Raw genomic sequence first — 22,943 nt, 5'->3', positions numbered from 1 at the left:
GTGCGCCGCCAGGCGCACATCTGCAAAAAGCGCCGCAGTCTCACCTTGTCAAGGTGCTCCTGCGGCGCTTTGCTTTTTCACTTTCTGCTGTCTTAAGCCCTCTCGCTGTAGTGATGGGCCTCCTCCAGCATCATATCTTTTACTTTCATCAGACGAATCTGGGAGCTTCTCTCGTTCTCATCCAGCTTCATCGTGATATATTTGATGGTCTCCTGTGCTTCCGGGATGATCACATGCTCCAGTGCATTAACACGGCGTCTGGTCTTCTCGATCTCTGCCGCCATCAGCTGGCACGCTTTCTCCCTCTCCGCAAGCTTTAACATATCCGGCAGGATATCTGCCAGGGATTTTACCGCTCCATCCAGATCGCTGGACGTAAAAGCAAATCCGTAAGAGTAAATATCGTTTGCGTCTGCCGTCCTGGTCTTTGTCTCAAACACCGGAATATTAACGCTCATGACATTTTTCTTATCTACTCCCAGGCTTACTTCCTGCTTCGGCGCCATCAAAGCCGTATTCAGAGTTGCCTCATCCATTCCGGCTTTCGCAATGACAAAGTTCTTATTTGCAGAGAGGATCCCGGCTTCTACCTTCTGGCGGAGTTCCATGTTCTCCTTCGCCATCTCCAGGAACTGACGCATCAGCTCGTCACGTTTATCCTTCAGAAGCTTATGGCCCCTTCTGGCGGTAGCAAGCTTTCTTTTGGTTTTTGTCAGTTCCATACGGGTAGGCGTGATCTGCGTAGATGCCATATATCTGCCTCCTTCTATGGCTTATTGTTTGCCGTAGTACATATCTAAGAACTTGTCATCGATACGTTTCAGCTCGGATCTTGGCAGGATGGACAGTAACTTCCATCCGATCTCCAGCGTCTCTTCGATAGACCGGTCTGTATTGTAGCCCTGGTTTACATATTCCTTTTCAAAAGCGTCTGCAAACTGAGCGTAGATCAGGTCAATCTCTGTCAGAGCCGCCTCTCCTAAGATGGTCATCAGCTCTTTTGCGTCTTTACCACGGGAGTAAGCCGCAAACAACTGGTTCATGGTGTTGGAGTGGTCCGCTCTTGTCTTGCCCTCGCCGATACCTTTGTCCTTCAGACGGGACAGGGACGGCAGCACGTCGATCGGCGGCTGGATGCCCTTGCGGTACAGGTCACGGCTAAGGATTACCTGTCCTTCGGTGATGTATCCTGTCAGGTCAGGAATCGGATGGGTCTTATCATCTTCCGGCATGGTCAGGATCGGGATCATGGTGATACTTCCGATCTTGCCTCTCTGACGTCCGGCACGCTCATACATCTGAGCCAGGTCAGTGTACATGTATCCAGGATATCCGCGGCGTCCCGGGACCTCCTTTTTCGCTGCTGAGATCTCACGAAGAGCGTCCGCATAGTTTGTAATATCTGTCAGGATGACCAGTACGTGCATATCCTTTTCGAACGCCAGGTACTCTGCTGCTGTCAGCGCCATACGCGGCGTGGAAATACGCTCTACCGCCGGGTCATTTGCCAGGTTGACGAACAGGACCGTTCTGTCAATGGCTCCTGTCTCTTTAAAGGATTCTACGAAGAAGTTGGATTCTTCGAATGTGATACCCATAGCTGCAAATACAACGGCGAAGTTTTCATCTTTGCCGCGTACCTTTGCCTGTCTTGCGATCTGGGCTGCCAGCTGTGAATGTGGCAGACCGGAACAGGAGAAGATCGGCAGCTTCTGTCCACGTACCAGAGTGTTCAGTCCGTCGATGGCTGACACACCGGTCTGGATGAACTCGGAAGGATATACACGGGCCGCCGGGTTCATAGGCAGACCATTGATATCTCTTCTTTCTTCCGGAAGAATTTCCGGTCCGTCGTCGATAGGGCGTCCCAGTCCGTCAAAGACACGTCCCAGCATATCTCCGGATACGCCAAGCTCCATGCTGCGTCCCAGGAAACGTACCTTACTGTTGCTTAAGTTGATGCCGGCAGCATTTTCATAGAGCTGTACTACTACATTGTCTCCGTCTACTTCCAGCACCTTGCAGCGGCGCTTCTCGCCGTTTGCAAGCTCGATCTCGCCCAGCTCGTCGTAGGCTACGCCTTCGACTCCTTTTACCATCATCAGCGGTCCGGCAACTTCCTGTATGGTTCTATATTCTTTTGGCATAATTAGAAGTCCTCCTTCCCGAATGCACCGGCGATCTCTTCACTCAGTTCATTCATGATCTTTTCATACTCGGTCTCGATATTCTCTACCGTAGTATATTTATAACGGCCGATCTTTTCTCTGACATCCATGCTAAGCAGCACTTTCATGGAAGCGCCCTTGTTCAGAGCTTCTAAGGACTGTTCATAGAACGCCAGCACCAGTTTCATCATCAGATACTGTTTCCGGAGTGGCGTATAGGTATCTACTTCATGGAAGGAGTTCTGGTGCAGGAAGTCTTCACGGATAGATCTTGCAGCTTCCATTTTCAGACGGTCTGTCGGCGACAGGGCATCCATACCTACCATCTGCACGATCTCTTCCAGCTCTGCCTCGTCCTGCAGAAGGCTCATCATCTTCTGACGGTCTTCCATCCAGTCCTCTGCCACCGTGCTGTTAAACCAATCGCTGACATTATCCAGATACAGGGAGTAACTGGTCAGCCAGTTGATGGCCGGGAAATGTCTCTTGTATGCCAGGTTGGAATCCAGTCCCCAGAATACCTTTACGATACGGAGGGTTGCCTGGGATACCGGCTCGGAAGTATCACCACCCGGAGGAGATACGGCTCCGATTACGGACAGGGAACCTTCTCTTCCCTCTTTTCCAAGAGAAACCACGTGTCCGGCTCTTTCATAGAACTCTGCCAGACGGGATCCTAAGTATGCCGGGTAACCTTCCTCACCAGGCATTTCTTCCAGACGTCCGGACATCTCACGAAGGGCTTCCGCCCAGCGGGATGTGGAGTCTGCCATCAGGGCTACCGAATATCCCATATCACGGAAATACTCTGCGATCGTGATTCCTGTATAGATAGAAGCTTCACGGGCTGCAAACGGCATATCCGAAGTGTTGGCAATCAGAACGGTCCGCTCCATCAAAGAACGTCCGGTCTTCGGGTCTTTCAGCTCCGGGAACTCGTTCAGAACGTCGGTCATCTCATTTCCACGCTCTCCGCATCCGATATAAACCACGATATCAGCTTCCGCCCATTTTGCCAGCTGATGCTGGATGACTGTTTTTCCACTTCCGAAAGGTCCGGGAACCGCAGCCACACCCCCTTTTGCGATAGGGAAGAAGGTGTCAACGACACGCTGCCCGGTAACCAGCGGCTTATCAAGCGGCAGCTTCTTCACATACGGACGTCCTCTTCTTACCGGCCATTTCTGGACCATGGTAAGTTCCTTGTCTCCGTCTTTGGTCTCGATCACGGCGATCACGTCTTCTACCGTATACTCACCGGATTTGATTTCTTTTACGGTACCTTCCACGCCATAGGGAACCATGATCTTCTGCTGCACGATGGCAGTTTCCTGTACGGTTCCCAACACGTCTCCGGCTTCTACTTCGTCTCCGGCCTTTGCCACCGGGACAAACTCCCATTTCTTATCTCTCTTCAGGGCAGCTACCTCTACACCTCTCTGCAGGTTGTTGCCTGAAATCTTCATAATATCGTCAAGCGGACGCTGGATTCCGTCATAGATACTGGAGATCAGTCCTGGTCCCAGTTCTACGGACATCGGCGCTCCGGTAGACTCTACCGGCTCGCCCGGGCCAAGGCCTGACGTCTCCTCATATACCTGGATCGACGCCTCGTCTCCGTGCATCTCGATGATCTCACCGATCAGACGCTGCTTGCTTACACGTACAACGTCAGACATGTTCGCATCGCGCATGCCGGATGCAATGACCAGCGGTCCTGCTACTTTTTTTATCGTACCTGTACTACTCATAATGGACGAATCACCTCTACTTTCTTAGTTACTGAATAAGATATCAGAGCCTACCGCCTGTTCCACAGACTTCTTGACTCCCCGCACTCCGTTTCCGGTATTTCCGGAAATTCCCGGAATTTCTATGATTGCCGGAATCAGCTGATTCTGATATCTTGCAATCTCATGCTTCATTCCTGCCGCCAGCGCTTCTGTGATATAGATGATTCCATATCCTCCCGCCGCCAGCTCCTGTAATCGTTCTCCGGCTTCCTCCTGGGCCGTCACGGGAAATGTATCCAGTCCCAGCGCCGCAAAGCCGTAGATACTGTCATAATCGCCTACTACTGCAATCTTATACATACATCTCCCTTACCCTTTCTCGGATTGAATCATCCGGTAAGTCATTGAGTTTGCCGGAAAGAATGATTCGTACCGTTTTTATTTCATTTTGTCTGGCAATCACATAGGCGATTACAGGTCCTATCGTAAATGCCTGATATTTCTGCGGACTGATCGTCTGAATGATCCGGTTGTCGCACCAGCGTTCAAATGCAGACGGCGATTCCGCAAGCGCCTCTGCTCCTTCCGCATAGGCTGTGCCCTGCAGGTAATCACGGATCGCATCCATGCCGCCAAGCGCTGCTTTTGCAAGCTGGTCTACATTCACACTTTCACACTCTGCCATAGCCCGCTTCATAAACTCGATTGATTTCGCGGTTTTCTGTGAACGGACAGCGATCTTGATATCCGCCACGGCCACCGTAGACTCCGCATAATCACGGATGATCGCGGCGTCCGAGCGTTTCCCCGCCTCATAGATGGCGTCTAGCGCCGCCCGGTCAATGATGCAGTCGCACAACTGTCCGTCCCCGGTATGGAGAAGTGACTCGTAAGCCTCTTCTGCCGCATGCTGCATATATGCCGGAAGTCTTCCGAACTCCTTTTCCCGAACGATCTCGGACATGACACTTCCCGGAATCTGCACATCCTCATAATAAATATGCTGGATCTTTGCTCCCGTACATGCCTCTTTCACCGCAGCTTTCAGGTTATGGAAAATCTTCGGATAGGAAAGTACTGCAAAATGCTCCATGTCAATATGCAGATCCTTTACGACCTCCCAGATCTTCTCTTCCTCTCTGGTCAGCATCGCCTCTGCATTGCCGGAGCTCTCACTGTCTCCCCAGCCCTTTTCCTCCAGAAACTGCAGGCACTGTCCGTAATCCTGGCAGGCAATGAGCTGCTCGATCGTACTGCCTGAAAACAGTCCAACCTCCAGGGCACGTATGCGCGCAACCGCGTAGGTATATTGTTCGCTCATTTTATTCCTCCCATCTGGTTACGCCTGTAAAAATACTAATTGGTGCACAATGTCGGACAGTTCGTCTTTCTTTGCATCAAACATGGCCCGGATCGTACAGTTTTCTTCAATCCCGCCATAAATCAGAATAAATCCGTTGTCAATCTTTCTGCCTTCCCTGGACAGTCTTAAGCTACCGCCCTTTGAAGCCGCGGTTTCAGAAACCTTTGCTTCAAATCCATCCGGCAGCCTTGCTAGGTCAGCCGCAGAAAAGCAGATCTCCCCTTCTTGGGGCAGCGCATACTTTTCTACCATTTTAAGGAGCATAGAAAAATATTCCTCCTCACTCATGGCTTTTACTTTTTCGTATGCTTTCTCCAGCACTTCGGCGATCACTTCCTGCTTTGCAGCCAGGATCTTGGTCCTCTTCTGCAGGTCGATCGAGGACACCATGCGCTCCTGATAATTCGCCACGTCTTCCTCTGCCTTTTTCTGGATGCTCTCTGTCTGCTTTGCCGCATCTTCTTTTGCCAGGCGGATCATCTCGTCTGCCTGTGCGTTTGCCTCGGAGATCTTCTCCTCGGCAGCTTTCTTTGCTTCGTCCAGGATCTGACTTTTCATTTTATCTAATCCAGTCATAAACCCTTGCACTCCTTTTTTTGATTTCTGCTGCTTTTCGTTTCCTGTGACTAAACCTGGATCGCAGTAACTGCCAGGATAGAAATCAGAAGTGAAAGGATCGCGTAGGTCTCAACCATTGCCGGGAACAGCATGGCTTTACCAAACTGATCTGGTTTCTTTGCAATAATGCCGATCGCTGCCGCGGAACACTGTCCCTGGGATTTTCCTGAGATCAGTCCTACAATACCTACCGGGAGGCACGCTGCCAGGATCAGAAGTCCGGTCTGCGGTGTCAGCTCTGCCGCGCCGCCGCCTAAGAGACCGATCTTGGAAAGTGTGATAAATCCTACCAGAAGTCCGTAGATACCCTGTGTACCAGGCAGAAGCTGCATAACAAGAACCTTTGCAAATTTACTCGGATCTTCTGTTACAACTCCGGAAGCCGCCTGTCCCGCGATACCTACACCAAGCGCAGAGCCCGCGCCTGCCAGAAATACTGCTGCCGCCGCACCAAGAAGTGCATATACCAGTCCTAAATTATCCCATATACTCATGATTAACGTTCCTCCTTAATATCTACATATTTTGTATCTGTTTCAAACGGTTCAAACGGCCGTCCGCCGCCTTCATAGAATTTTCCGAAGAATTCTACAAACTGGAGACGATTGGTGTGTACATATGCCCCCAGAAGGTTGATCGAAAGGTTCATTGCATGACCGATGACGAAAATGATCGCAAATCCGATGGCTCCTACAATTCCTCCGCCCAGCATGCTTCCCATCTGATTAACTACGGATGCAATAACACCTGTCGCAAGGCCAAGGGCCAGCAGACGGGAATACGACAGCACGTCGCTGAGCCATCCTGTGATATTGTAAATATCATACGCACCAAGCGCCAGCCGCAGCACCGGATTTTTGCTGGATCTTCCTGACATCAGCAGAAGTCCGACAGCACCGATAATAGACAGTGCCTTTGCCAGTGTATTAAGCACCGGCGGGAATACGATCTTCACCTGTGCGATCGATGCAAAGATGTCCGACGGGATCAGCATCATGATCAGGCCGATCAGGAAGATAAACCACAGCACCACATCGCAGAAGAAATCCAGGTACTGTTTATCCTTGATCTGCATATAGCCCTTGATCCCAAGACCCACAAACAGGTGTACCAGTCCAAAGGCCATAGAATAGATCAGAAGCTTCATCGGATCATTAAGCGGTGCGAACCAAAGCGGCGGCACAGACACTTCCACTCCAAAGAAGGTTCTTCCGATCACATCCACCGCATCGCCGAAATATCCCGAAAACAGGATTCCCCATACGATGGTGGAAAGTCCGCAGAACATAAACAGCTTTATCGACTTGTGCATACTGGCGCTCATCCGCGGATATTTCTTGAGTACCACGAAGCATGCGATAGCAACAATCGCTCCATATGCCGCATCTGAGAGCATCATTCCGAAGAAGAACACGTAGAAAAATGACATGATCGTCGTCGGGTCAAACTCTCCTTTATGCGGAAGTCCATACGCCTCCAGCACACCTTCCACGCTGGAAGAAAATGCATTGTTCTGGAGTACGGTCGGCGGTTCCTCGTCTTCCTTCAGTTCATCAATGTCGATCACACAGTCGTAATGCTCACCGATGGCCTTTTCCACTGCCCCGGCTGCCTTCTTCGGAATATAACCGCTGATCACGAAGGTTCTCTGTGACTGTGGAAGGGTTCCGAGGATCTCATACTTCTTCGCCCTCATCCGGTAATAATCACCGATCACCTTCAGCTCTTCCCGGAATTTGGCACATCCTTTGATTTCCTCTTCAATCTCTTCGATCTTCTTATTCAGTTGTTCAATTTTCGTTTTTAACTCTGCCGTTTCTTTCGCCGGCACCGCATGTACGGTCTGCGAAGGCTTTGCAAATCCTGCCGCCCTTAAGGCCTCTTCCACTGCCCCGGCATCTGCCTTCAAACATAATACAGCCAGATATGTGGCATCCTGATCACTGTTTATGATCTCTACATCCACGGCATCTGTTTGTGCTTCCCCGGTCTGGATCTGTTCATAGACCGATTCCAGAGTTGTTTCTCCCGGCATGGTCCCCAGAAGCATCGCCGTCTTCCCGGTGCCTTTGCAGTTCATCGGCACATCCAGGGAAAGCCACGGCACAAGAGCTTCGATCTGATTTTCCAGCTTTGCACTCTCGGCCTTATGCTCGGCAATTTCTTTATTGCAGGCAACAATCCTTTCGGCTTTTTCCAGAATTTCTTCTTTTTTTGCCGTGATCTTTGCAAATTGGTCGGATTCTACCAGCTTCTTGCCTTCCAGGCTGGCAAACATAGACTTCTTTTCCGGTGCATAGGCATCCAGGATATCGAGTGCTGATTCGGAAAGCGACGCTTTCTTTTCAAAGCTCTGCCTGGCGCTTATGGTATCCATCTTTTCAAAGCCGTCTTCGTCTTCTGCAACCTGGCTCATTTCCATGATGCCCATTGACTGTATCTTTTCCAAGATTGCCTTTCGGTCTTTTTTCAGCGCGCAGATACTGATTCTTTGCATCTGCAAAACTGCCATAGCCTCATCCCTCCTTCTTTTTGCATTTTTTCTGGCTTCTCATTCAAGCGAAAATAGGTCAGACGAGTCTTGCGATCACCGCAGATACAGCCGCATCCTCCTTGGCTAGCGCTGTCCCCCTTAAAGATGCAATTTGCTCTTCCGTTTCCTTCAATGCATCCTGCATCGTTTGTGTCCCAACTTCTTTTGCTGACGACAGACTGGCCTCTGCCTTTTCCTTAGCGTCCCTGACCGCATCTTCCTTGATCTTTGCAGCCTTTTTTGACGCTTCTTCAAGAATCCCCGCACATCTGGCATCCGCGTCTTTTATGATCTCTTCAGCCTCGCGCTCTGTCTCCTTGATGGTCTGAATGGTTTCTTCTACCATCTGTCTGTTCACCACCTCTCTCAATATGAGTCCTGTAGTTACGATTATAATATGAATTTTAACAAAAGTCTAGCGCAATGAATAATCTTACAATATTTCTTGCATTTTTACCATTTTAATCTGTGTAAATGTCCCTCCAGATTCAGCCCTGCAAACTGGTTCTGGCGGAGCGCTTCATACAAAATGATTGCTGCGGAATTACCGAGATTCAAGGACCGGATATCTCCGATCATCGGAATCCTGATGCAGTCTTCTTTATGCTGTACCAAAATCTCTTCCGGTATACCTGCGCTCTCTTTTCCGAACATAATATAACAGTCCGGTTCATACCGGACTTCTGTATAGACCTTTGCCGCTTTGGTGGTTGCCATATAAATTTTTGCTCCAGGATTCTTCTCCAGGAAATCTTGATAATCAATGTAGGTTTCCACATCCAGATCATCCCAGTAATCCATACCTGCACGCTTCAGATTCTTCTCATTCAGCCGGAAGCCAAGCGGCTCGATAAGATGCAGCTTCGTGCCGGTCGCCACACAGGTCCGCCCGATGTTTCCTGTATTAGACGGAATTTCTGGCTCAAGCAGTACAATATGAAACATATAGCGCCCTCCTTTTATCAACATTTTAAATAAATGAAGGGCGCTCGTCAATATACACATTTGTTAAAAATGTATCATTATTTTTTCTACTTTTTACTAATTTTATCAATTTTTTACAATATTTTTGCCAATTCATCCGGCGCCGGACGGTCAATATACCGGATATCTTCCCCATTTCGGATAATTTTATCGTTATTATTGGCAATTTCACCAATTACCGTTCCCCGGATTCCCTGTTCTGCCAGCAGTCTTTCTACACGGCTTTCTTCATCCGTTACGATCAGAAAACATCCTTCTGAGCGCAGCTGGTAAGGATTCAAGCGATAACATTCACAGATCTCAATGGTCTCCTGCAGGATCGGAAATTTTTTCAGATCCAGCGAGATCCCTTTTCCCGCCGCCTTTGCCAGATACCACAGCGCTGCCAGGATTCCTCCTTCCCCCACCGGATATACGAAAGCATCCGTAATCTCTTCTATTTCTTCCTCAGAACAGACATTCCTTTCCTCACCCCGGGCCTTCGCCTGCATAAGGAAGGCCGGTGCAAATTTCTGTTCCAGCTCCCCTCTCTTCTTTTCCAGGACACACAGCATCCCGTCCAGTCCGATCCATCCGGTCAGAATGATCTTTTGTCCGGCCCGGAAGCTCTGCTCTTTTGCTTCTGTATTTCTCATATATTACCGCCCTTCCCGCCCGCTGTCTCTATAAGGACTGGGCCTGACTGATCGCCGCGCTGATCTGCGCCTGATCCTGAGACGCGATCGCGTCCCGCACTATTTTTGATTTCGCCGGGTCATCCGATGCCGTTCCCACCAGGATGATCTGATCCGACTTTTCATACACACTCTGATTGATGACTTCCCGGGATTCTTCCACGCCATCCTGGTATACCACCTTCCACAGCTGGGCCGTAGTACCGGTGTGAGGGCTGCCGGAATACTCCATGCTTCCAAGCGCCGCTTCTGCATCTTCTTTATATACTACACTGTATTCCTCTGTTTCCAGAGTTTCGCTCTCATATTCTACCGTCCGGCCCTCCGGACGCGTATCCTTTCCATAAATAGTAAAGCGCATCTGGTTGGCCGCGTCGATCTCACCTGCAATATAAATAGGCGTGTCATAATTATTGGTAAAAACAAAGTCCAGGATCCCTTCCGCAATCGCCGCATCCCTGGACGGCTTCACATAATTCACCAGCATCGAGTGAGGATATCTCTTATCCACCTGCAGCTCCGCATACAGGACCGCATTGTATAAAGTGGTCGAAACCTGGCAGATCCCGCCTCCGTAGGAATCCACCACCTGTCCGTTCTCATAGGATCCCGCTTCTACATATCCATGCTCCGCATCATAGGGCGCCGTGGCATCACAGACAGACAGGCTTTCTCCCGGCATGAGTATGGTGCCGTTCAGTTTTCCAACACCGGTGCTTAAGTTCTGCCACCTGTCTCCGCCCCCGGCATCCGTAGAAAAGCTTCCGAGCTCATCTTCGATGGTCGCAAGATCTGCCGCCTTGATCTTTGGTTCCTCCTTGACCAATGTAAGATCAACTGACAGATCCTCATGGTCCCAGTTTTTTTCTATAAACTGCTCCATACTCTCAATGGACGCCTCTACATCCACCGTATAGCCTTCTTTCTCCTCCACGACAGAAAAGGAGCCTTCTCCCGTACGCTCAATGTATGCATTTTCCGCCCGCACCGTAAGCGGTACCGCCCGCTCATTTATCACAGCCTTTGCCGTCTCCGGATCCAGCCGCATCGCCTCTTTCACTACATGCTTTTCCTTAGACAGTCCCCGGATCTCGCGCAATCTTTGTACCACCGACCCTTTCTTGCCATAATCCATTGCCTGCTTTACCAGCTGGTCTGCATCCTTGTACTTAAGCCCCAGCTCCCCAAGACTTGCTTTTGCAGATTTTTCGCCCACACCCATGGTCACCATATTCCCCAGATGCTCCTGGTGGTGGGCGTCTACCGCCTGCCTTGCTTCCTTTTCCTTCATACCGGAAACATCCAGCGTCCCGATATATACATTTTGAAGAACCCGGTTCTGCGGAAAGCGGTTTACATAATGCCGAAGCCCGCCATAAACGATCCCGCAGACCGCAAAAAAGCATACAAAAACCAGGCCGCACACCAGGTACGCCCTTTGCTTCTTCATTCGTGCTATTTTTTTATTTCTTTGGATTCTGCTCTTCAGCCGCCTATCCGACATACTTGTCCCCCAGACTCTTTTCCTTTCCTTACTGCAGATTTTATACCATCAGATACGGGATCACCATTGTCGCGACCATGGCCACAATAACTACAATGATGACAATAGCGATCATTCTTCTGGTTCTTTTGTTATTAAAATTCATAGGTTCTCTCCTTCTCTATTCTCTATGATACAGGTTCTTGCTTCCTGATTCAATGGGTTTCTTTCCAGATAATCGAATAATACATATTGCTTTTCTTTCTCAAAATACTCCAGATGCGTCATCCTCCGCATCTGATTTTTATCATACTTTTCATATTCCGGCAGATATTTTCTTAGCCGATCCTCGTCTTCATAAAACGCCCGCCGGATTTCTTTCGTCATCTTCGGCTCTCCGGCAAAGGCCGGCCTGGTCTTTGCATTTTCCCTCAGATAATAATCGTAAATGAGCCATTCCCGGATTTCTTCCTCCTTATCCGGAAACTTCTCCTTTACAAAATCCAGGAATATTTCATATCTTGCACTGCGTTTATGCTGGACATCCCAGATCCCCCGGCTCTGATAATATCTCCACAGACCCTTATACATCGAAAATGCGGACGCAAAGCAGTTTTCCATAGCTTCTACTGTATGAGTAAACTGGCGGCTGTTATAATACACCTCTACCATCTCTTCCACGCCTTTCAGGCAGAGTATATCCTCATAGGAGAGCCAGTGTGTCTTCAGCACCTCATAAGGCGGCCTGCTCTTACAGACCAGCCCGTACGCTTCTTCCTGTTCTTTCATATAAGAGCCTTTTAGCACCTTCAAAAATCCAAGCTGAAGCTGATCCGGCCTCAGTCTGTACACCTCGTCAAAGGATCTTTGGAAGCTTTCCAGATCCTCATAGGGAAGGCCGGCGATCAGATCCAGATGCTGGTGGATATTTCCGGCTTTTCGGATACGCCTCACGGCCGTTCCTACTTTTTCAAGATCCATCTTTCTTCGGATTTCCCGGATTGTCTCCGGATTGGTCGACTGCACGCCAATTTCCAGCTGTATCAGCCCCGGACGCATCCCGCTGATCAGTGCAATCTCCTCCTCATCTAAAAGATCCGCCGCAATCTCAAAATGAAAATTTGTCTTTCCCCGGTCATGTTCCTTGATATAACGCCAGATCTCCATGGCATGTCCATGCACCAGGTTAAAGGTCCGGTCCACAAATTTTACCTGCGGCACCTCCCGGTCGATCAGGAACTGAAGCTCTCTCTTCACCAGAGAAAGATCCCGGAACCTCAGCTTTTTATCTATGGAAGACAGACAATAGCTACAGGAAAACGGGCAGCCCCTGCTGGATTCATAGTATATGATCCGGTTCCGGAAATTTTCCAGATTTTCATAGACGAAGGGTACCTTGCTAAGGTCGATGGGCGGCCTCCATGGATTCTCTGTGATTTCTCCGCCGCGGCTCCGAAAAGAAATTCCCTTGATCCCGGCAAGTGCCTCCTCAAAAGAGCACTCTTCTTCGCAGCTTCTGTCCCGGTACGCCCGGACAAGTTCTTGAAAGGTTTCTTCCCCTTCCCCTTTCATCACTCCTTTTACCTGCGCAAAGCGGCGCAGTACGTCTTCCGCGTCATAGGAAACCTCGGGGCCTCCCAGCCAGATTTCCGTCTCCGGACAGAGCTTGGCAAATTCATGCGCCAGGCTTTTTATCAACTCTATATTCCAGATATAACAGGAAAAGCACAGCACATCCGGCTTTCTCCGATACAGATCTCCCAGGATGGCGTCCTCTGTCTGATTGATCGTGTATTCGGCGATCTCCACACAGGAATCCTTCACATAGGCCTTCAGGCTGTAGACCGCCAGGTTTGAATGAATATATTTTGCATTAACTGCCGTCAAAAGTATCCTCATATTCTTGACATTTCCTCCGAAATAGGGTAAAATTAAGGCTCGTGCAGCCGGGGTGTTAGCGGTACCTTGTACCTGCAATCCGCTATAGCAGGGGTGATATTGCGCAGAGGGCACAGCTTTGCAGAGCTGCCCTTGACAAGTGGCATTGAGGCTTGGGTCTTACGCGACGGAAATCCGTGAACCGTGTCAGGTCGGGAACGAAGCAGCACTAAACGGAATCTTCCGGGTGCCGTAAGGGTGCCTGGGCTGAGTTAACTATCAAGGTAACGTCTGTGAATCTGCGCTCGAAGCGCAATGCACGATTTTTTTCTTTTCACGCAGTTCTTTAAAAAATGCTTTCATCATCTGACTGCATTCTTCCCCCAGTATTCCCGTCTGAAGCTCCGCCTGATGATTGAACTCCTTCATCTGAAGCAGGTTAAGGATCGATCCCGCACAGCCTGCCTTGGGATTCATACAGCCCACCACGACCCTCGTAAGCCGGGACTGTACAATGGCACCGGCACACATCTGACAGGGTTCCAGCGTCACATACATCGTACAGCCCTCCAGTCTCCAGTCATTCATCCTTTTGCTGGCTTTCCGGATCGCGATCATCTCTGCATGTGCCAGTGTATTTTTATCAATGGTTCTCCTGTTGTATCCTCTTCCGATAATCTTATCCTGATAGACAATCACACAGCCGATAGGCACCTCACCAAGCGCATAGGCCTTCTTTGCCTGCCGGATTGCCTCCTTCATGTATTTTTCATCCTTCTTCCGAGCTTCTGTCTGTTCTTCCATCTGTTTTCTCCCGTTCTATAGCGGCCACTTTGCGGCCACTGTTTTATGTCCGCGGACAGAGCGGTGTCTGCCTTCGCACACACCGGCACCAGTACCCAAACTTTTCTTCCGTCTCCTGTTCTTCTTCACTTAAATCCACTTCAATATCGCATCTGCGGATAAACTCCGGAAATCCGAATGCCTCCGCCGCCTTTGCTTCTTTGGGGTGAAAGATCCCCGGTACTCCCAGCCGCAGCCATTCTCCGTCATCCAGAAATACCAGGTGATGATAATTGAAATAGCCATGCAGAAGAAAGCTGTTGTTGGAAAGCTTCCACTCACACCGGGGAAGCCTGGCCAGATCATTTCTCTGGATCTTCTGACAGCGAAATCCTCCCTTGGATATCTGGATCTCTTCTGCCTCCTCCACTTCCTGTCTTTCTTCCGTTTCCTTTAATGTCTTTTCCTCTGCCGTCTCTTCCTCTGCTGTCTCTTCCTCCGCCATTTCTTCTGCCGATTCTTCCGCTGGTTCTTCCGCCAGTTCTTCTTCCCTGGTTCCTTCATCCGGATCCCAGATCCGCATAGCGCCTATATCTGGCTGTTTCTCATCCCATACCGCCGCAAATCTTCTGCCATCGCCGCTCTCCAGGATAATTCCGTTGATACGGTCAAAATTCTCCCGTCCCCCGGTATCTCCACTGGTAAAATACATCCGGTAATTAATGGCAGGGTTCACATTCTCTGCATCCCCCTGCCATATTCCGACACATTCCCCATCCTCTACGAAAAACAGGTACAATTTCAGGACTTTTGGCTCTCCCAGATTCAGGCCCTTCCCATGGATATGGAGCACACAGTCCTCCACTCCCTGCTCCGCCTTTACAAAGCCCACATTCCGGAGCTTTTTTCCCTGTTCATACTCGTACAAATAACGAATAAACCGCTTCACTCTTTTCTTTCCTCCATGCTGGTTCATTTACCACAATCTATTCCCCCGCATGTGGAAATATACCTAGATCATCGCCTTCAACTCCTGGTACAGCCTCTTGGCATAGCTGTCTGTCATTCCGCAGATATAGTCTGTCACTAACAGAATCCTCAGATACAGCTTCTCCACGTCTGACTTCCCTCTGGCGTGATAGTGATACGCATTTTTATAATTATTAGAAATAAAATAAACCATCCTCTGATCTATAGAATTCAATGACTGAGACGGATCGTCATATTTGATGGCCGCCCTCATAAACTGATCCATCAGATCATTAAGGATCACCGCTTCCTTTACCTCCATCCGGTAAATCGTCTCCGAGGTAAATACCTTTCGGTTTGCAAGATCCCCCAGCAGATCCATCAACTTTTCTCCAAAGGTCTGATAGAAGAGATCGTGACAGTATGTTCCGCTCATGATCTCTCTGTAATTGGATGTAAATCCAAAAGTTGCACAGCTGATCAAAAATCCCTGCACCCGGACAATCCAATTTTTCACCGCATATTCCTCCGGATCAGCTATGCCCTTTTCAAAGGCCCGGCGGTAATATTCCTCCAGCTTATCCGCTGCCTGGAACGCACCGTCCTGATTCTTTAAATATCCATCCTGCAGAACCTTTAGTTCCCTCAGAAGCCTGGAATAGCTGATAAACCCTTTTACAAAAGCATCTTCTATATCGCCGGTTTTATAGGCAATGTCATCCGCAGCTTCCAGGATAAATGTAAGAGGATGCCGGCATCCGCAGGCGCCCGTCTCTTTTTCAACCTCTTCAAAGATCTGCCGGTCCGCCAGATAATACCCCATCTTCTTTGTTTTAACATCCCCGGAATCCGCATCCACTTCCACAGATGACACCGGATATTTTAAAATAGTCCCAAGAAGTGCATAGGTCAGATTCATTCCATTTTCATCGACCAGGAAATGAAGCTTTGTCACCAGCCGCAGCGCCTGGGCATTTCCCTCAAAATGGTAAAAATCCTCCCGCATCTGCGGCAGGAGCACCTGGTCCAGAGGCTTTCCGTGGTAGGTAAGCCTTGGAAGATTCCGCTGGAACCACTCCCGGATGGCAATCTCTCCGAAATGCCCGAAAGGCGGATTGCCAATATCATGGATCAGCCCCGCACATTGCAGGATATGACAGATATCCTCTTTCATCCTCGGAGTGAAACTGGAATCTTTCTTATATTCCAATATGTTTTCTCCGATATTCTGTCCCAGAGATTTGGCAAATGAAGAAACCTCCAGGGAATGTGTCAGTCTGGTCCGGATAAAATCACTTTTATCCAGAGGGAACACCTGCGTCTTGTCCTGCAGCCGTCTGAACGACGCGCTTCCGATTATCCGGTGATAGTCCTTCTCGAACTCACTTCTTAAGTCTGTATTTTTATAACGGCGTGTCTTCCCCGCACTTTCCCTGCTTCTTTTTGTTGATAATAATTGTTCCCAATTCAATCTTTTACGCCCTCTTTAGTCCAGATAGATCGGCGGCACGTAATCCTTGCCAAGCAGTGCCTTTTTTCGCTCCTGATATCCCAGGAATGCCCACTCGGTCATATCAGTCCAGGTATGTGTGCCTCTGTCATAAACCTGCACATAGCCGATGCGGGTCGGATGCATCCGGACACTGTTGCTTTTGTATTCTCTCCCGGTATAAGGATTAATATCCCCTTTCTCCAGATCCTCTTCTTCGGCTGTGAACTCCTCAAGCTCTGCAAGCGCTGCTTCTCTGGCGCTTCTTTCCGCCTCATCCTCTTCTGCCTCTTCCTCATAGAGCAGCGGCTCTTCCTGTTCCAGCACATATTCTTCTGTTACGGCCTCTGCTACCGGCTCCGGCGTACGGATCTGAACGTCTGCCGACTCGTTTTCTGCTTCCTGCGTCATTTCCTCTGCAGGCGCCGGCTCTTCGGATTTCTCTTCTGCTTTTTTCTCTTCCGGCTTCCGGATACGGCGCAGCAGATACTCCCTCCAGCCATGCTTCTTTTCTTCTTTTTTAGGCCCCTGCTTTTCTTTCGCCTTTTCCTCTTCCCTGTGTGGTTCCTCTTCTTTTTCTTCTTCCTCTGCGGCAACCTCTTCAAGGAGCTCTGCCACCGGCTCTTCCAGCGGCGGAAGTTCTCCCTGTTCCCGCTCGATCATTGCGTCCAGTTCTTCGTGGATATCCACCAGTTCCCCGATGGTTATATCCCGTTCCTGCACCTCTGCCGGCCCGGCAGCTGTCTCTTCCGGCTCCTCCGGGGCCGCGGCTTCCGCATACATCTCTTCCGGCTGCTCTTCCCAGACTTCTGCCGGTTCCTCCCAGGTCTCTGTCTGTGCATGATTATTCTGTGCTTTTTCTATGGAAACGCCGTCTTCTCCAAGAATACTGAGCTGAAATGGGCAATCAAGAATCTCGGCGATCATACGCATGTCCTGCTCCTGGAAATTATCCCGCCCCAGTCTCTGGGTCAGATTCTGGCGCGACATTTTCTTTCCGGTACGTTCCTCAATGGTCTCTGCGAGTTCCTTGATTGTCATGCCCCTGCGGCTTAAGATGATTTTCACTTGTTCTCCAAATGTTAAATCCAGCATAACATGTCCTCCTTATTAATTTGAATTTTATACTCTCCCGACAGGCCTTATCTTTTGTGTAAACTATTCTGTTTCTTGATAAACCCAGTCTTTTCCCTTTTACTATTCTATCACCTGCCCGAAGCCTCGTCAACTACTCCTTCCCTGTCAAACTCCGTCAGATGAAGCTCCTCGTCAATCCGGGGATCCGTTGTGCATACCGCCATCCTGCCAGGGATCTGCGGATGTGAATATTCGCAGTAATGATATATACCCGGATACTCCTCCGGCTGCTTCCCAAGCACCGGTCTTCCCGTGCTGTCCCAGTCTATCCGGAACGCTCTGGTACTAAGCCCCATCCCCCTTCGGGTGGCTTTCATAAAGCTCTCCTTCAGAACCCAGTAACGGTAAAACAATTCCTTCCGCTCCTCTTCGCTGTCTGTTCCTATTATATGTGCATATTCCTCCCCGCAAAAAAAGCGCTTTGCAACTTTCTCCCGGTATTCTCCTATCATCTCCAGATCGCAGCCCACCTGCGCCTCTTTGCAGTCACTGAAGGCGCACAGCACATATTCCCCGGAGTGGGACAGATTGAAGGGTGTATCTTCTCCCAGCTTCTCCTGTTGCTGCAGCCTGGTCCAAAGAGACCACGCTCCCACACTCTGGGCTTTTGCATTTTCACTCTTGAGGCGGTCTGCTTTTTCCTTTCTCCATTCCGGCAGCTTTTCATAATAAAATACATAATTCGTTTTATCAAAAAGCGGCGTAATCCGTGCCGCCCAGACTTTCACCATCTTTTTTTCTCCTGCTTTTTGTGTTATGATATGGGATACCAAAAGGGTCTTGACCCATGCTTTCATTATAGGGTCCTGCCTGTCATTTTACAAGCAGTCCCTTTTCTTTTGCTATTGGTGAAATTTTTTCGAAATGGTTGACATCTTCCGTATATTAAGGTAGTATACTATTGTTTTCACACTTTAAATAGCTAAAATTTTACAGTGTAAATATTTCAATATTATCATACAAATTTTTCCTGGAGGGACTTATTATGATTATCGTATTAAAACCACGTGCAAAGCAGGATGATATTACCCGTGTTGAACAAATGGTCAAGAGAAAAGGACTGGACACCCACATTGTTGTCGGTTCCGAGATGACCATCATCGGCTGTATCGGAGACACCACCCAGGTGGATCCTAAGCTTTTCGAGGTTGATTCTGCCGTCGACAAGGTCATGCACGTTCAGGAGCCATATAAACTTGCCAACCGCGCCTTTCATCCAGAGGATTCTGTCATTGATGTCTCGGGAGTAAAAATCGGCGGCGGACATCTTGGACTGATTGCCGGTCCATGTTCTGTAGAATCCGTAGATCAGGTTATGGAAATCGCAAAGGCCGTTAAGGCCTCCGGCGCCAACCTCCTGCGGGGCGGGGCATTTAAGCCGCGTACAAGCCCTTATTCATTCCAGGGGCTTGGCTTAAAGGGACTGGATATTCTCTGTGAGGTAAGAGAGGCCACCGGTCTTCCTATTGTTACCGAGCTGATGTCTACAGATTATCTGGATCTTTTTAACGAGAAGGTGGATCTGATCCAGATCGGCGCACGGAACATGCAGAATTTTGACCTCTTAAAACAGCTGGGACAGGTAGACCGTCCCATCCTGTTAAAGAGAGGCCTGAACGCTACCTATGAGGAATGGATCATGTCTGCGGAATACATTATGGCATCCGGTAATGAAAATGTCATCTTATGCGAGCGCGGAATCCGCACCTTTGAAACCTATACCAGGAACACGCTGGACCTCCAGAGCATTCCGGTCCTGCGCCGTCTGACTCATCTTCCGGTCATCGTAGACCCAAGCCATGCCGGCGGAAAATGGTGGCTGGTAGATTCCATGGCAAAGGCCTCTGTAGCCGCCGGAGCTGACGGACTGATGATCGAGGTTCACAACAACCCGGAATGTGCTCTGTGCGATGGCGCTCAGTCGCTGAAACCAAAAAAATATGACGATCTGATCAAAGAGGTTTCCCAGATTGCCAAAGTTGTCGGAAAAACCCTGTAATTACAGCTAATTCCCAAAAGCAGATGCTAAGAAAGGGGACGCGGATTATGAAACTTACCGTAAACCTGGGGGCAGACAGCTACCCTATTTATATTGAAAACCATATTCTGGAACATGCCCTTACCTACATTTCGAAAATATTTTCCGGGAAAAGGATCATGATCATCTCTGATGACCAGGTCTATCCCCGGTATGGCAGCGCTCTGAAAGCTAATCTGGAAGCCCAGTATGAATGTTTCCACCTGGAGCTTCCCCACGGGGAAACTACAAAAAACTTCAAGACTCTTCCTGTGCTTTACAGTGCCATGCTGGACGCCGGAATTTCCCGTAGCGACCTGGTCATTGCTCTTGGCGGAGGTGTCATCGGCGACCTGGCAGGATTTGCCGCCGCCAGCTATCTGCGCGGCGTAAAGCTGGCACAGATACCCACCTCTCTCCTTGCACAGGTGGATTCCTCCGTAGGGGGAAAAGTGGCCGTTGATCTTCCTCAGGGAAAAAATCTGGTAGGAGCCTTTTATCAGCCCTCCCTGGTCCTGATCGATCCCTCGGTCCTTGACACCCTGGACACCAGATTCGTAAACGACGGCATGGGCGAAGTCATAAAATATGGATGCATCAAGGACCGGGAGCTTTTCGACCTGCTTGCCTCCTACAGTTCATTTGAGGATCTGAAGCCCAGACTCGCCGAAATTATCGGCCGCTGCGTCGACATCAAGCGCTGCGTTGTGGAAAAGGATCAATTCGATACCGGCGAGCGGATGCTCCTAAATTTTGGTCATACCCTGGCCCACGCTATCGAGCAATTCCACCACTATGAGCGGGAAAGCCACGGTGAAGCGGTCAGCATCGGCATGTATCAGATTTCTTTGCTGGCAGAACAGGAAAACCTGACCCGTCCCGGAACCGCAGATCAGATCCTGAAGGTCCTTGATATTTACGGCCTTCCCCATTCCTGCGGAATCCCTCTTACAGAGTTAACAGAGGCCATGACCCGGGACAAAAAAAATCTGAATAATAAATTGAACCTGATCCTGCTGAACGAAATCGGCGTCAGCCGTATCTATCCGGCTTCCGTTGATTTCTTCCACAGTGACCGGATCGTATAATATTTACAGCTATTGGAGGGATATAAATGAGATTAAAAGATAAAGTCGCCATCGTCACCGGTGCCGGAAAGGGAATCGGCCGGGCCGCCGCACTTGCCGCGGCAGCCGAAGGAGCCACTGTTGTCGCAGTCGCCCGTACACAGTCCGACCTGGATGAAACAGTACGGCTGATCCGGGAAAAGGGCGGAACAGCATCCTCGCTCTCCCGGGACCTGACCTGCGGAGAACAGGCCGCATCTATGGTGGACAGCGTCCTGCAGATGTATGGCCGTATCGATATCCTAATCAACAATGCGGGCGGCTATCCGAAGGAAATTTATGAAGGCAGGGAACATCAGGCGATCCGGCTCTGGGAGTGGAGCGAAGAGCAGTGGGATCAGATTATCCGCACCAACCTTCGGATTCCTTTCTTATGCATGAAGCATGTGATTCCTGTCATGATCCGTCAGGGAAGCGGCAAGATCGTCAGCGTATCCTCCCGCATGGGCCGCATTGCCTCTCAAATGGGCGCCTATTCTGTAGCCAAGGGCGGAATCGTTACCATGACCAAAACTGCTGCTATCCAGACTCAGGAATACGGCATCCAGGTCAACGCTGTTGCTCCCGGCATGGTAGATACGCCGGGCCAACGGGTTTACAACCACTCTGTGGGACAGGACGATGCCGTTATGGGCAGCGCCGACGACGTGGCCAGAGCCATTGTCTACCTGCTCTGCGATGCTCCGGACGTGATGACCGGGCAGTGCATCGATCTGTTTACTACGTTATAAATAGGAAAAAAGCCAAAATACCACCCTGGTCTTTCCGTACGGGCTATCGCAAATTTTAATTCTGCGATCCCGCACATATTCAAGGTGGTATTTTTATTTTGTTATCAAGTCTTTTTTCAAAGTTTTCTTTCTCTTATCCTGCGTCTTTCTACCAGATCCCTAACACATGCTGCATAGCAAGACTTACCACTGTGATCCCGATCCAGCACGCCATTCCCATCAGAATCGGTTTGCCTCCGGTCTTTACCAGCTTCACAATATTGGTATTCAGGCCGATTGCCGCCATCGCCATCACAATAAAAAACTTAGACAGTTCCTTCAACGGCGCAAACACATCTGCCGGCACGCCTGCCGCTGTTGCAGCTGTGGTAATCACGGATGCACCGATGAAAAACAGGATAAAAAACGGGAACACCTGCCTGATAGAAACCTTCCCGGCACCCTCGCCTTTTTCCCGTCTTGTACGGATCAGCGCCAGCACCAGCGTAATCGGAATAATTGCCAGAGTCCGGGTCAGTTTTACCGTCACCGCCTTATCGAGCGTCTGGCTGCCCAGCCCATACAGGCTGTCCCAGGTGGAGGCCGCTGCGGTTACAGACGAGGTATCATTTACCGCCGTTCCGGCGAATACCCCAAACGCTTCTCCAGAATTTGTTGCAAAGCCGAGGAAACCTCCCAATGTCGGAAACAAAATCGCCGCCAGCACGTTGAAAAAGAAAATTACCGAAATCGCCTGCGCCACTTCCTCATCGTCCGCATCAATGACCGGCGCCGTCGCCGCAATGGCAGAGCCTCCGCAGATCGAAGATCCTACCCCCACCAGCGTCGATATCTTTCCCGGAATACGCATTGCCCTATGCAAAACATAGGCAATAATCAAAGATGTGGCAATCGTTGAGAAAATAATCGGCAAAGACTGTTTTCCCGTCTGAAGAATCACCTGTAGATTCAGGCCAAATCCCAAAAGGATCACCGCATACTGCAGGATCTTTTTAGATGTATATTTAATGCCACTTTCCAGGGCGCTCTTATCCCTGATCCCCAGCGTCAGAACCATCCCCGCCAGGATCGCGATCACCGGTCCCCCAATGATCGGAAAACGCTGACCCAGCAGCCAGGACGGCACCGCGATACAAAAGCAAACCAAAATTCCCTTCCAGTTCTTACTCACAAAACTCATATTCGCCCTCCACATTTCACTCACATACATATCCACATAACTTTCCACATTTTTCACGAAACAAATCATAACACAC

Annotated in this window: 21 protein-coding genes, 1 other RNA gene and 1 pseudogene; 4 read left to right on the top strand and 19 right to left on the bottom strand. The window is 49.6% G+C overall.

The features are described 5' to 3' along the window. Positions 1-92: 92 nt before the first annotated feature. The 13 genes from BKD12_RS07290 to BKD12_RS07230 form a co-directional block, all read right to left on the bottom strand. Entirely contained in the window at positions 93-752 is a 660-nt protein-coding gene (locus BKD12_RS07290) for a V-type ATP synthase subunit D (protein ID WP_070088649.1), read from the bottom strand. Positions 753-773: 21 nt separating this feature from the next. After that, positions 774-2,147 (bottom strand): V-type ATP synthase subunit B, encoded by a 1,374-nt coding sequence (locus tag BKD12_RS07285; RefSeq protein ID WP_070088648.1) that lies wholly within the window; start codon positions 2,145-2,147, stop codon positions 774-776. Between the two features lie 2 nt (positions 2,148-2,149). Then, positions 2,150-3,919 carry a V-type ATP synthase subunit A gene (locus BKD12_RS07280; protein ID WP_070088647.1) on the bottom strand — a complete coding sequence of 590 codons (1,770 nt, stop codon included), beginning with the start codon at positions 3,917-3,919 and terminating at the stop codon, positions 2,150-2,152. Positions 3,920-3,943: 24 nt separating this feature from the next. Beyond that, positions 3,944-4,261, bottom strand: a complete 318-nt coding sequence (locus BKD12_RS07275; RefSeq protein ID WP_070088646.1) for a V-type ATP synthase subunit F — start codon at positions 4,259-4,261, stop codon at positions 3,944-3,946. Continuing rightward, positions 4,254-5,222, bottom strand: coding sequence for a V0D/AC39 family V-type ATPase subunit (locus BKD12_RS07270; RefSeq protein ID WP_070088645.1), 969 nt, complete (start codon positions 5,220-5,222; stop codon positions 4,254-4,256). Before BKD12_RS07270 ends, BKD12_RS07275 begins: the two co-directional genes overlap by 8 nt. An 18-nt stretch (positions 5,223-5,240) precedes the next feature. After that, positions 5,241-5,840 carry a V-type ATP synthase subunit E gene (locus BKD12_RS07265; protein ID WP_070088644.1) on the bottom strand — a complete coding sequence of 200 codons (600 nt, stop codon included), beginning with the start codon at positions 5,838-5,840 and terminating at the stop codon, positions 5,241-5,243. A gap of 50 nt (positions 5,841-5,890) precedes the next feature. Beyond that, positions 5,891-6,376 carry a V-type ATP synthase subunit K gene (locus BKD12_RS07260; protein ID WP_070088643.1) on the bottom strand — a complete coding sequence of 162 codons (486 nt, stop codon included), beginning with the start codon at positions 6,374-6,376 and terminating at the stop codon, positions 5,891-5,893. A 2-nt stretch (positions 6,377-6,378) separates the two neighbouring features. Further along, positions 6,379-8,394, bottom strand: coding sequence for a V-type ATP synthase subunit I (locus BKD12_RS07255; protein WP_070088642.1), 2,016 nt, complete (start codon positions 8,392-8,394; stop codon positions 6,379-6,381). Positions 8,395-8,452: 58 nt separating this feature from the next. After that, a complete protein-coding gene (locus BKD12_RS07250) occupies positions 8,453-8,761 on the bottom strand; it encodes an ATP synthase subunit B family protein (RefSeq protein WP_070088641.1) in 309 nt (102 codons plus the stop codon). Positions 8,762-8,868: 107 nt separating this feature from the next. Beyond that, positions 8,869-9,360, bottom strand: a complete 492-nt coding sequence (locus BKD12_RS07245) for a tRNA (cytidine(34)-2'-O)-methyltransferase (protein WP_070088640.1) — start codon at positions 9,358-9,360, stop codon at positions 8,869-8,871. A gap of 113 nt (positions 9,361-9,473) precedes the next feature. Next, a complete protein-coding gene (locus BKD12_RS07240; protein ID WP_070088639.1) occupies positions 9,474-10,034 on the bottom strand; it encodes an AIR synthase-related protein in 561 nt (186 codons plus the stop codon). Positions 10,035-10,062: 28 nt separating this feature from the next. Further along, entirely contained in the window at positions 10,063-11,523 is a 1,461-nt protein-coding gene (locus BKD12_RS07235; RefSeq protein ID WP_094078743.1) for a VanW family protein, read from the bottom strand. A 195-nt stretch (positions 11,524-11,718) separates the two neighbouring features. Continuing rightward, positions 11,719-13,455, bottom strand: a complete 1,737-nt coding sequence (locus BKD12_RS07230; RefSeq protein WP_070088637.1) for a B12-binding domain-containing radical SAM protein — start codon at positions 13,453-13,455, stop codon at positions 11,719-11,721. Between the two features lie 39 nt (positions 13,456-13,494). Between BKD12_RS07230 and ffs the strand changes: the two genes are divergently transcribed. Beyond that, an RNA gene (gene ffs, locus BKD12_RS07225) (signal recognition particle sRNA large type) lies at positions 13,495-13,757 on the top strand. Here the strand turns inward: ffs and tadA are convergent. The 5 genes and pseudogenes from tadA to BKD12_RS07200 form a co-directional block, all read right to left on the bottom strand. Beyond that, a pseudogene (tadA, locus tag BKD12_RS07220) lies at positions 13,756-14,238 on the bottom strand (tRNA adenosine(34) deaminase TadA); the annotation flags it as partial. The gene ffs and the pseudogene tadA overlap by 2 nt on opposite strands. Before the next feature lie 43 nt (positions 14,239-14,281). Beyond that, complete coding sequence (locus BKD12_RS07215; protein ID WP_070088667.1) at positions 14,282-15,166, bottom strand: DUF6128 domain-containing protein; 885 nt, start codon at positions 15,164-15,166, stop codon at positions 14,282-14,284. Between the two features lie 63 nt (positions 15,167-15,229). Further along, entirely contained in the window at positions 15,230-16,657 is a 1,428-nt protein-coding gene (locus BKD12_RS07210) for a deoxyguanosinetriphosphate triphosphohydrolase (protein WP_070088636.1), read from the bottom strand. Positions 16,658-16,672: 15 nt separating this feature from the next. After that, the gene (locus BKD12_RS07205; protein WP_070088635.1) at positions 16,673-17,770 is read right to left on the bottom strand and encodes a hypothetical protein; all 1,098 of its coding nucleotides are present in this window, start codon (positions 17,768-17,770) and stop codon (positions 16,673-16,675) included. A gap of 110 nt (positions 17,771-17,880) precedes the next feature. Next, positions 17,881-18,543, bottom strand: a complete 663-nt coding sequence (locus BKD12_RS07200; protein ID WP_070088666.1) for a 4'-phosphopantetheinyl transferase family protein — start codon at positions 18,541-18,543, stop codon at positions 17,881-17,883. Positions 18,544-18,797: 254 nt separating this feature from the next. Between BKD12_RS07200 and aroF the strand changes: the two genes are divergently transcribed. The 3 genes from aroF to BKD12_RS07185 are packed head-to-tail and all read left to right on the top strand — an operon-like array spanning position 18,798 to position 21,687. Further along, positions 18,798-19,811 carry a 3-deoxy-7-phosphoheptulonate synthase gene (gene aroF / locus BKD12_RS07195; protein ID WP_070088634.1) on the top strand — a complete coding sequence of 338 codons (1,014 nt, stop codon included), beginning with the start codon at positions 18,798-18,800 and terminating at the stop codon, positions 19,809-19,811. A gap of 47 nt (positions 19,812-19,858) precedes the next feature. After that, entirely contained in the window at positions 19,859-20,917 is a 1,059-nt protein-coding gene (gene aroB, locus BKD12_RS07190; RefSeq protein WP_070088633.1) for a 3-dehydroquinate synthase, read from the top strand. A gap of 26 nt (positions 20,918-20,943) precedes the next feature. Then, complete coding sequence (locus BKD12_RS07185) at positions 20,944-21,687, top strand: SDR family NAD(P)-dependent oxidoreductase (protein ID WP_070088632.1); 744 nt, start codon at positions 20,944-20,946, stop codon at positions 21,685-21,687. 148 nt (positions 21,688-21,835) lie between these two features. Here BKD12_RS07185 and BKD12_RS07180 read toward each other — a convergent pair whose 3' ends face one another. Then, on the bottom strand, positions 21,836-22,867 hold the full coding sequence (locus tag BKD12_RS07180; protein ID WP_070088631.1) for a YeiH family protein: 1,032 nt from the start codon (positions 22,865-22,867) through the stop codon (positions 21,836-21,838). Positions 22,868-22,943 lie beyond the last annotated feature (76 nt).

It is taken from the genome of Merdimonas faecis, from assembly GCF_001754075.1.
Lineage (GTDB): Bacteria > Bacillota > Clostridia > Lachnospirales > Lachnospiraceae > Merdimonas > Merdimonas faecis.
This window is presented reverse-complemented; position numbering and strand designations above follow the sequence as displayed.

Bases quoted from the DNA above. Each gene is read 5' to 3' on its own strand.
- BKD12_RS07200 (WP_070088666.1), bottom strand. From the start codon at position 18,543: ATGGTGAAAGTCTGGGCGGCACGGATTACGCCGCTTTTTGATAAAACG.
- BKD12_RS07230 (WP_070088637.1), bottom strand. From the start codon at position 13,455: ATGAGGATACTTTTGACGGCAGTTAATGCAAAATATATTCATTCAAAC.
- BKD12_RS07265 (WP_070088644.1), bottom strand. From the start codon at position 5,840: ATGACTGGATTAGATAAAATGAAAAGTCAGATCCTGGACGAAGCAAAG.
- aroB (WP_070088633.1), top strand. From the start codon at position 19,859: ATGAAACTTACCGTAAACCTGGGGGCAGACAGCTACCCTATTTATATT.
- BKD12_RS07185 (WP_070088632.1), top strand. From the start codon at position 20,944: ATGAGATTAAAAGATAAAGTCGCCATCGTCACCGGTGCCGGAAAGGGA.
- BKD12_RS07285 (WP_070088648.1), bottom strand. From the start codon at position 2,147: ATGCCAAAAGAATATAGAACCATACAGGAAGTTGCCGGACCGCTGATG.
- BKD12_RS07240 (WP_070088639.1), bottom strand. From the start codon at position 10,034: ATGAGAAATACAGAAGCAAAAGAGCAGAGCTTCCGGGCCGGACAAAAG.
- BKD12_RS07205 (WP_070088635.1), bottom strand. From the start codon at position 17,770: ATGCTGGATTTAACATTTGGAGAACAAGTGAAAATCATCTTAAGCCGC.
- BKD12_RS07245 (WP_070088640.1), bottom strand. From the start codon at position 9,360: ATGTTTCATATTGTACTGCTTGAGCCAGAAATTCCGTCTAATACAGGA.
- BKD12_RS07280 (WP_070088647.1), bottom strand. From the start codon at position 3,919: ATGAGTAGTACAGGTACGATAAAAAAAGTAGCAGGACCGCTGGTCATT.
- BKD12_RS07235 (WP_094078743.1), bottom strand. From the start codon at position 11,523: ATGAAGAAGCAAAGGGCGTACCTGGTGTGCGGCCTGGTTTTTGTATGC.
- BKD12_RS07180 (WP_070088631.1), bottom strand. From the start codon at position 22,867: ATGAGTTTTGTGAGTAAGAACTGGAAGGGAATTTTGGTTTGCTTTTGT.
- BKD12_RS07250 (WP_070088641.1), bottom strand. From the start codon at position 8,761: ATGGTAGAAGAAACCATTCAGACCATCAAGGAGACAGAGCGCGAGGCT.
- BKD12_RS07260 (WP_070088643.1), bottom strand. From the start codon at position 6,376: ATGAGTATATGGGATAATTTAGGACTGGTATATGCACTTCTTGGTGCG.
- BKD12_RS07270 (WP_070088645.1), bottom strand. From the start codon at position 5,222: ATGAGCGAACAATATACCTACGCGGTTGCGCGCATACGTGCCCTGGAG.
- BKD12_RS07275 (WP_070088646.1), bottom strand. From the start codon at position 4,261: ATGTATAAGATTGCAGTAGTAGGCGATTATGACAGTATCTACGGCTTT.
- aroF (WP_070088634.1), top strand. From the start codon at position 18,798: ATGATTATCGTATTAAAACCACGTGCAAAGCAGGATGATATTACCCGT.
- BKD12_RS07255 (WP_070088642.1), bottom strand. From the start codon at position 8,394: ATGGCAGTTTTGCAGATGCAAAGAATCAGTATCTGCGCGCTGAAAAAA.
- BKD12_RS07290 (WP_070088649.1), bottom strand. From the start codon at position 752: ATGGCATCTACGCAGATCACGCCTACCCGTATGGAACTGACAAAAACC.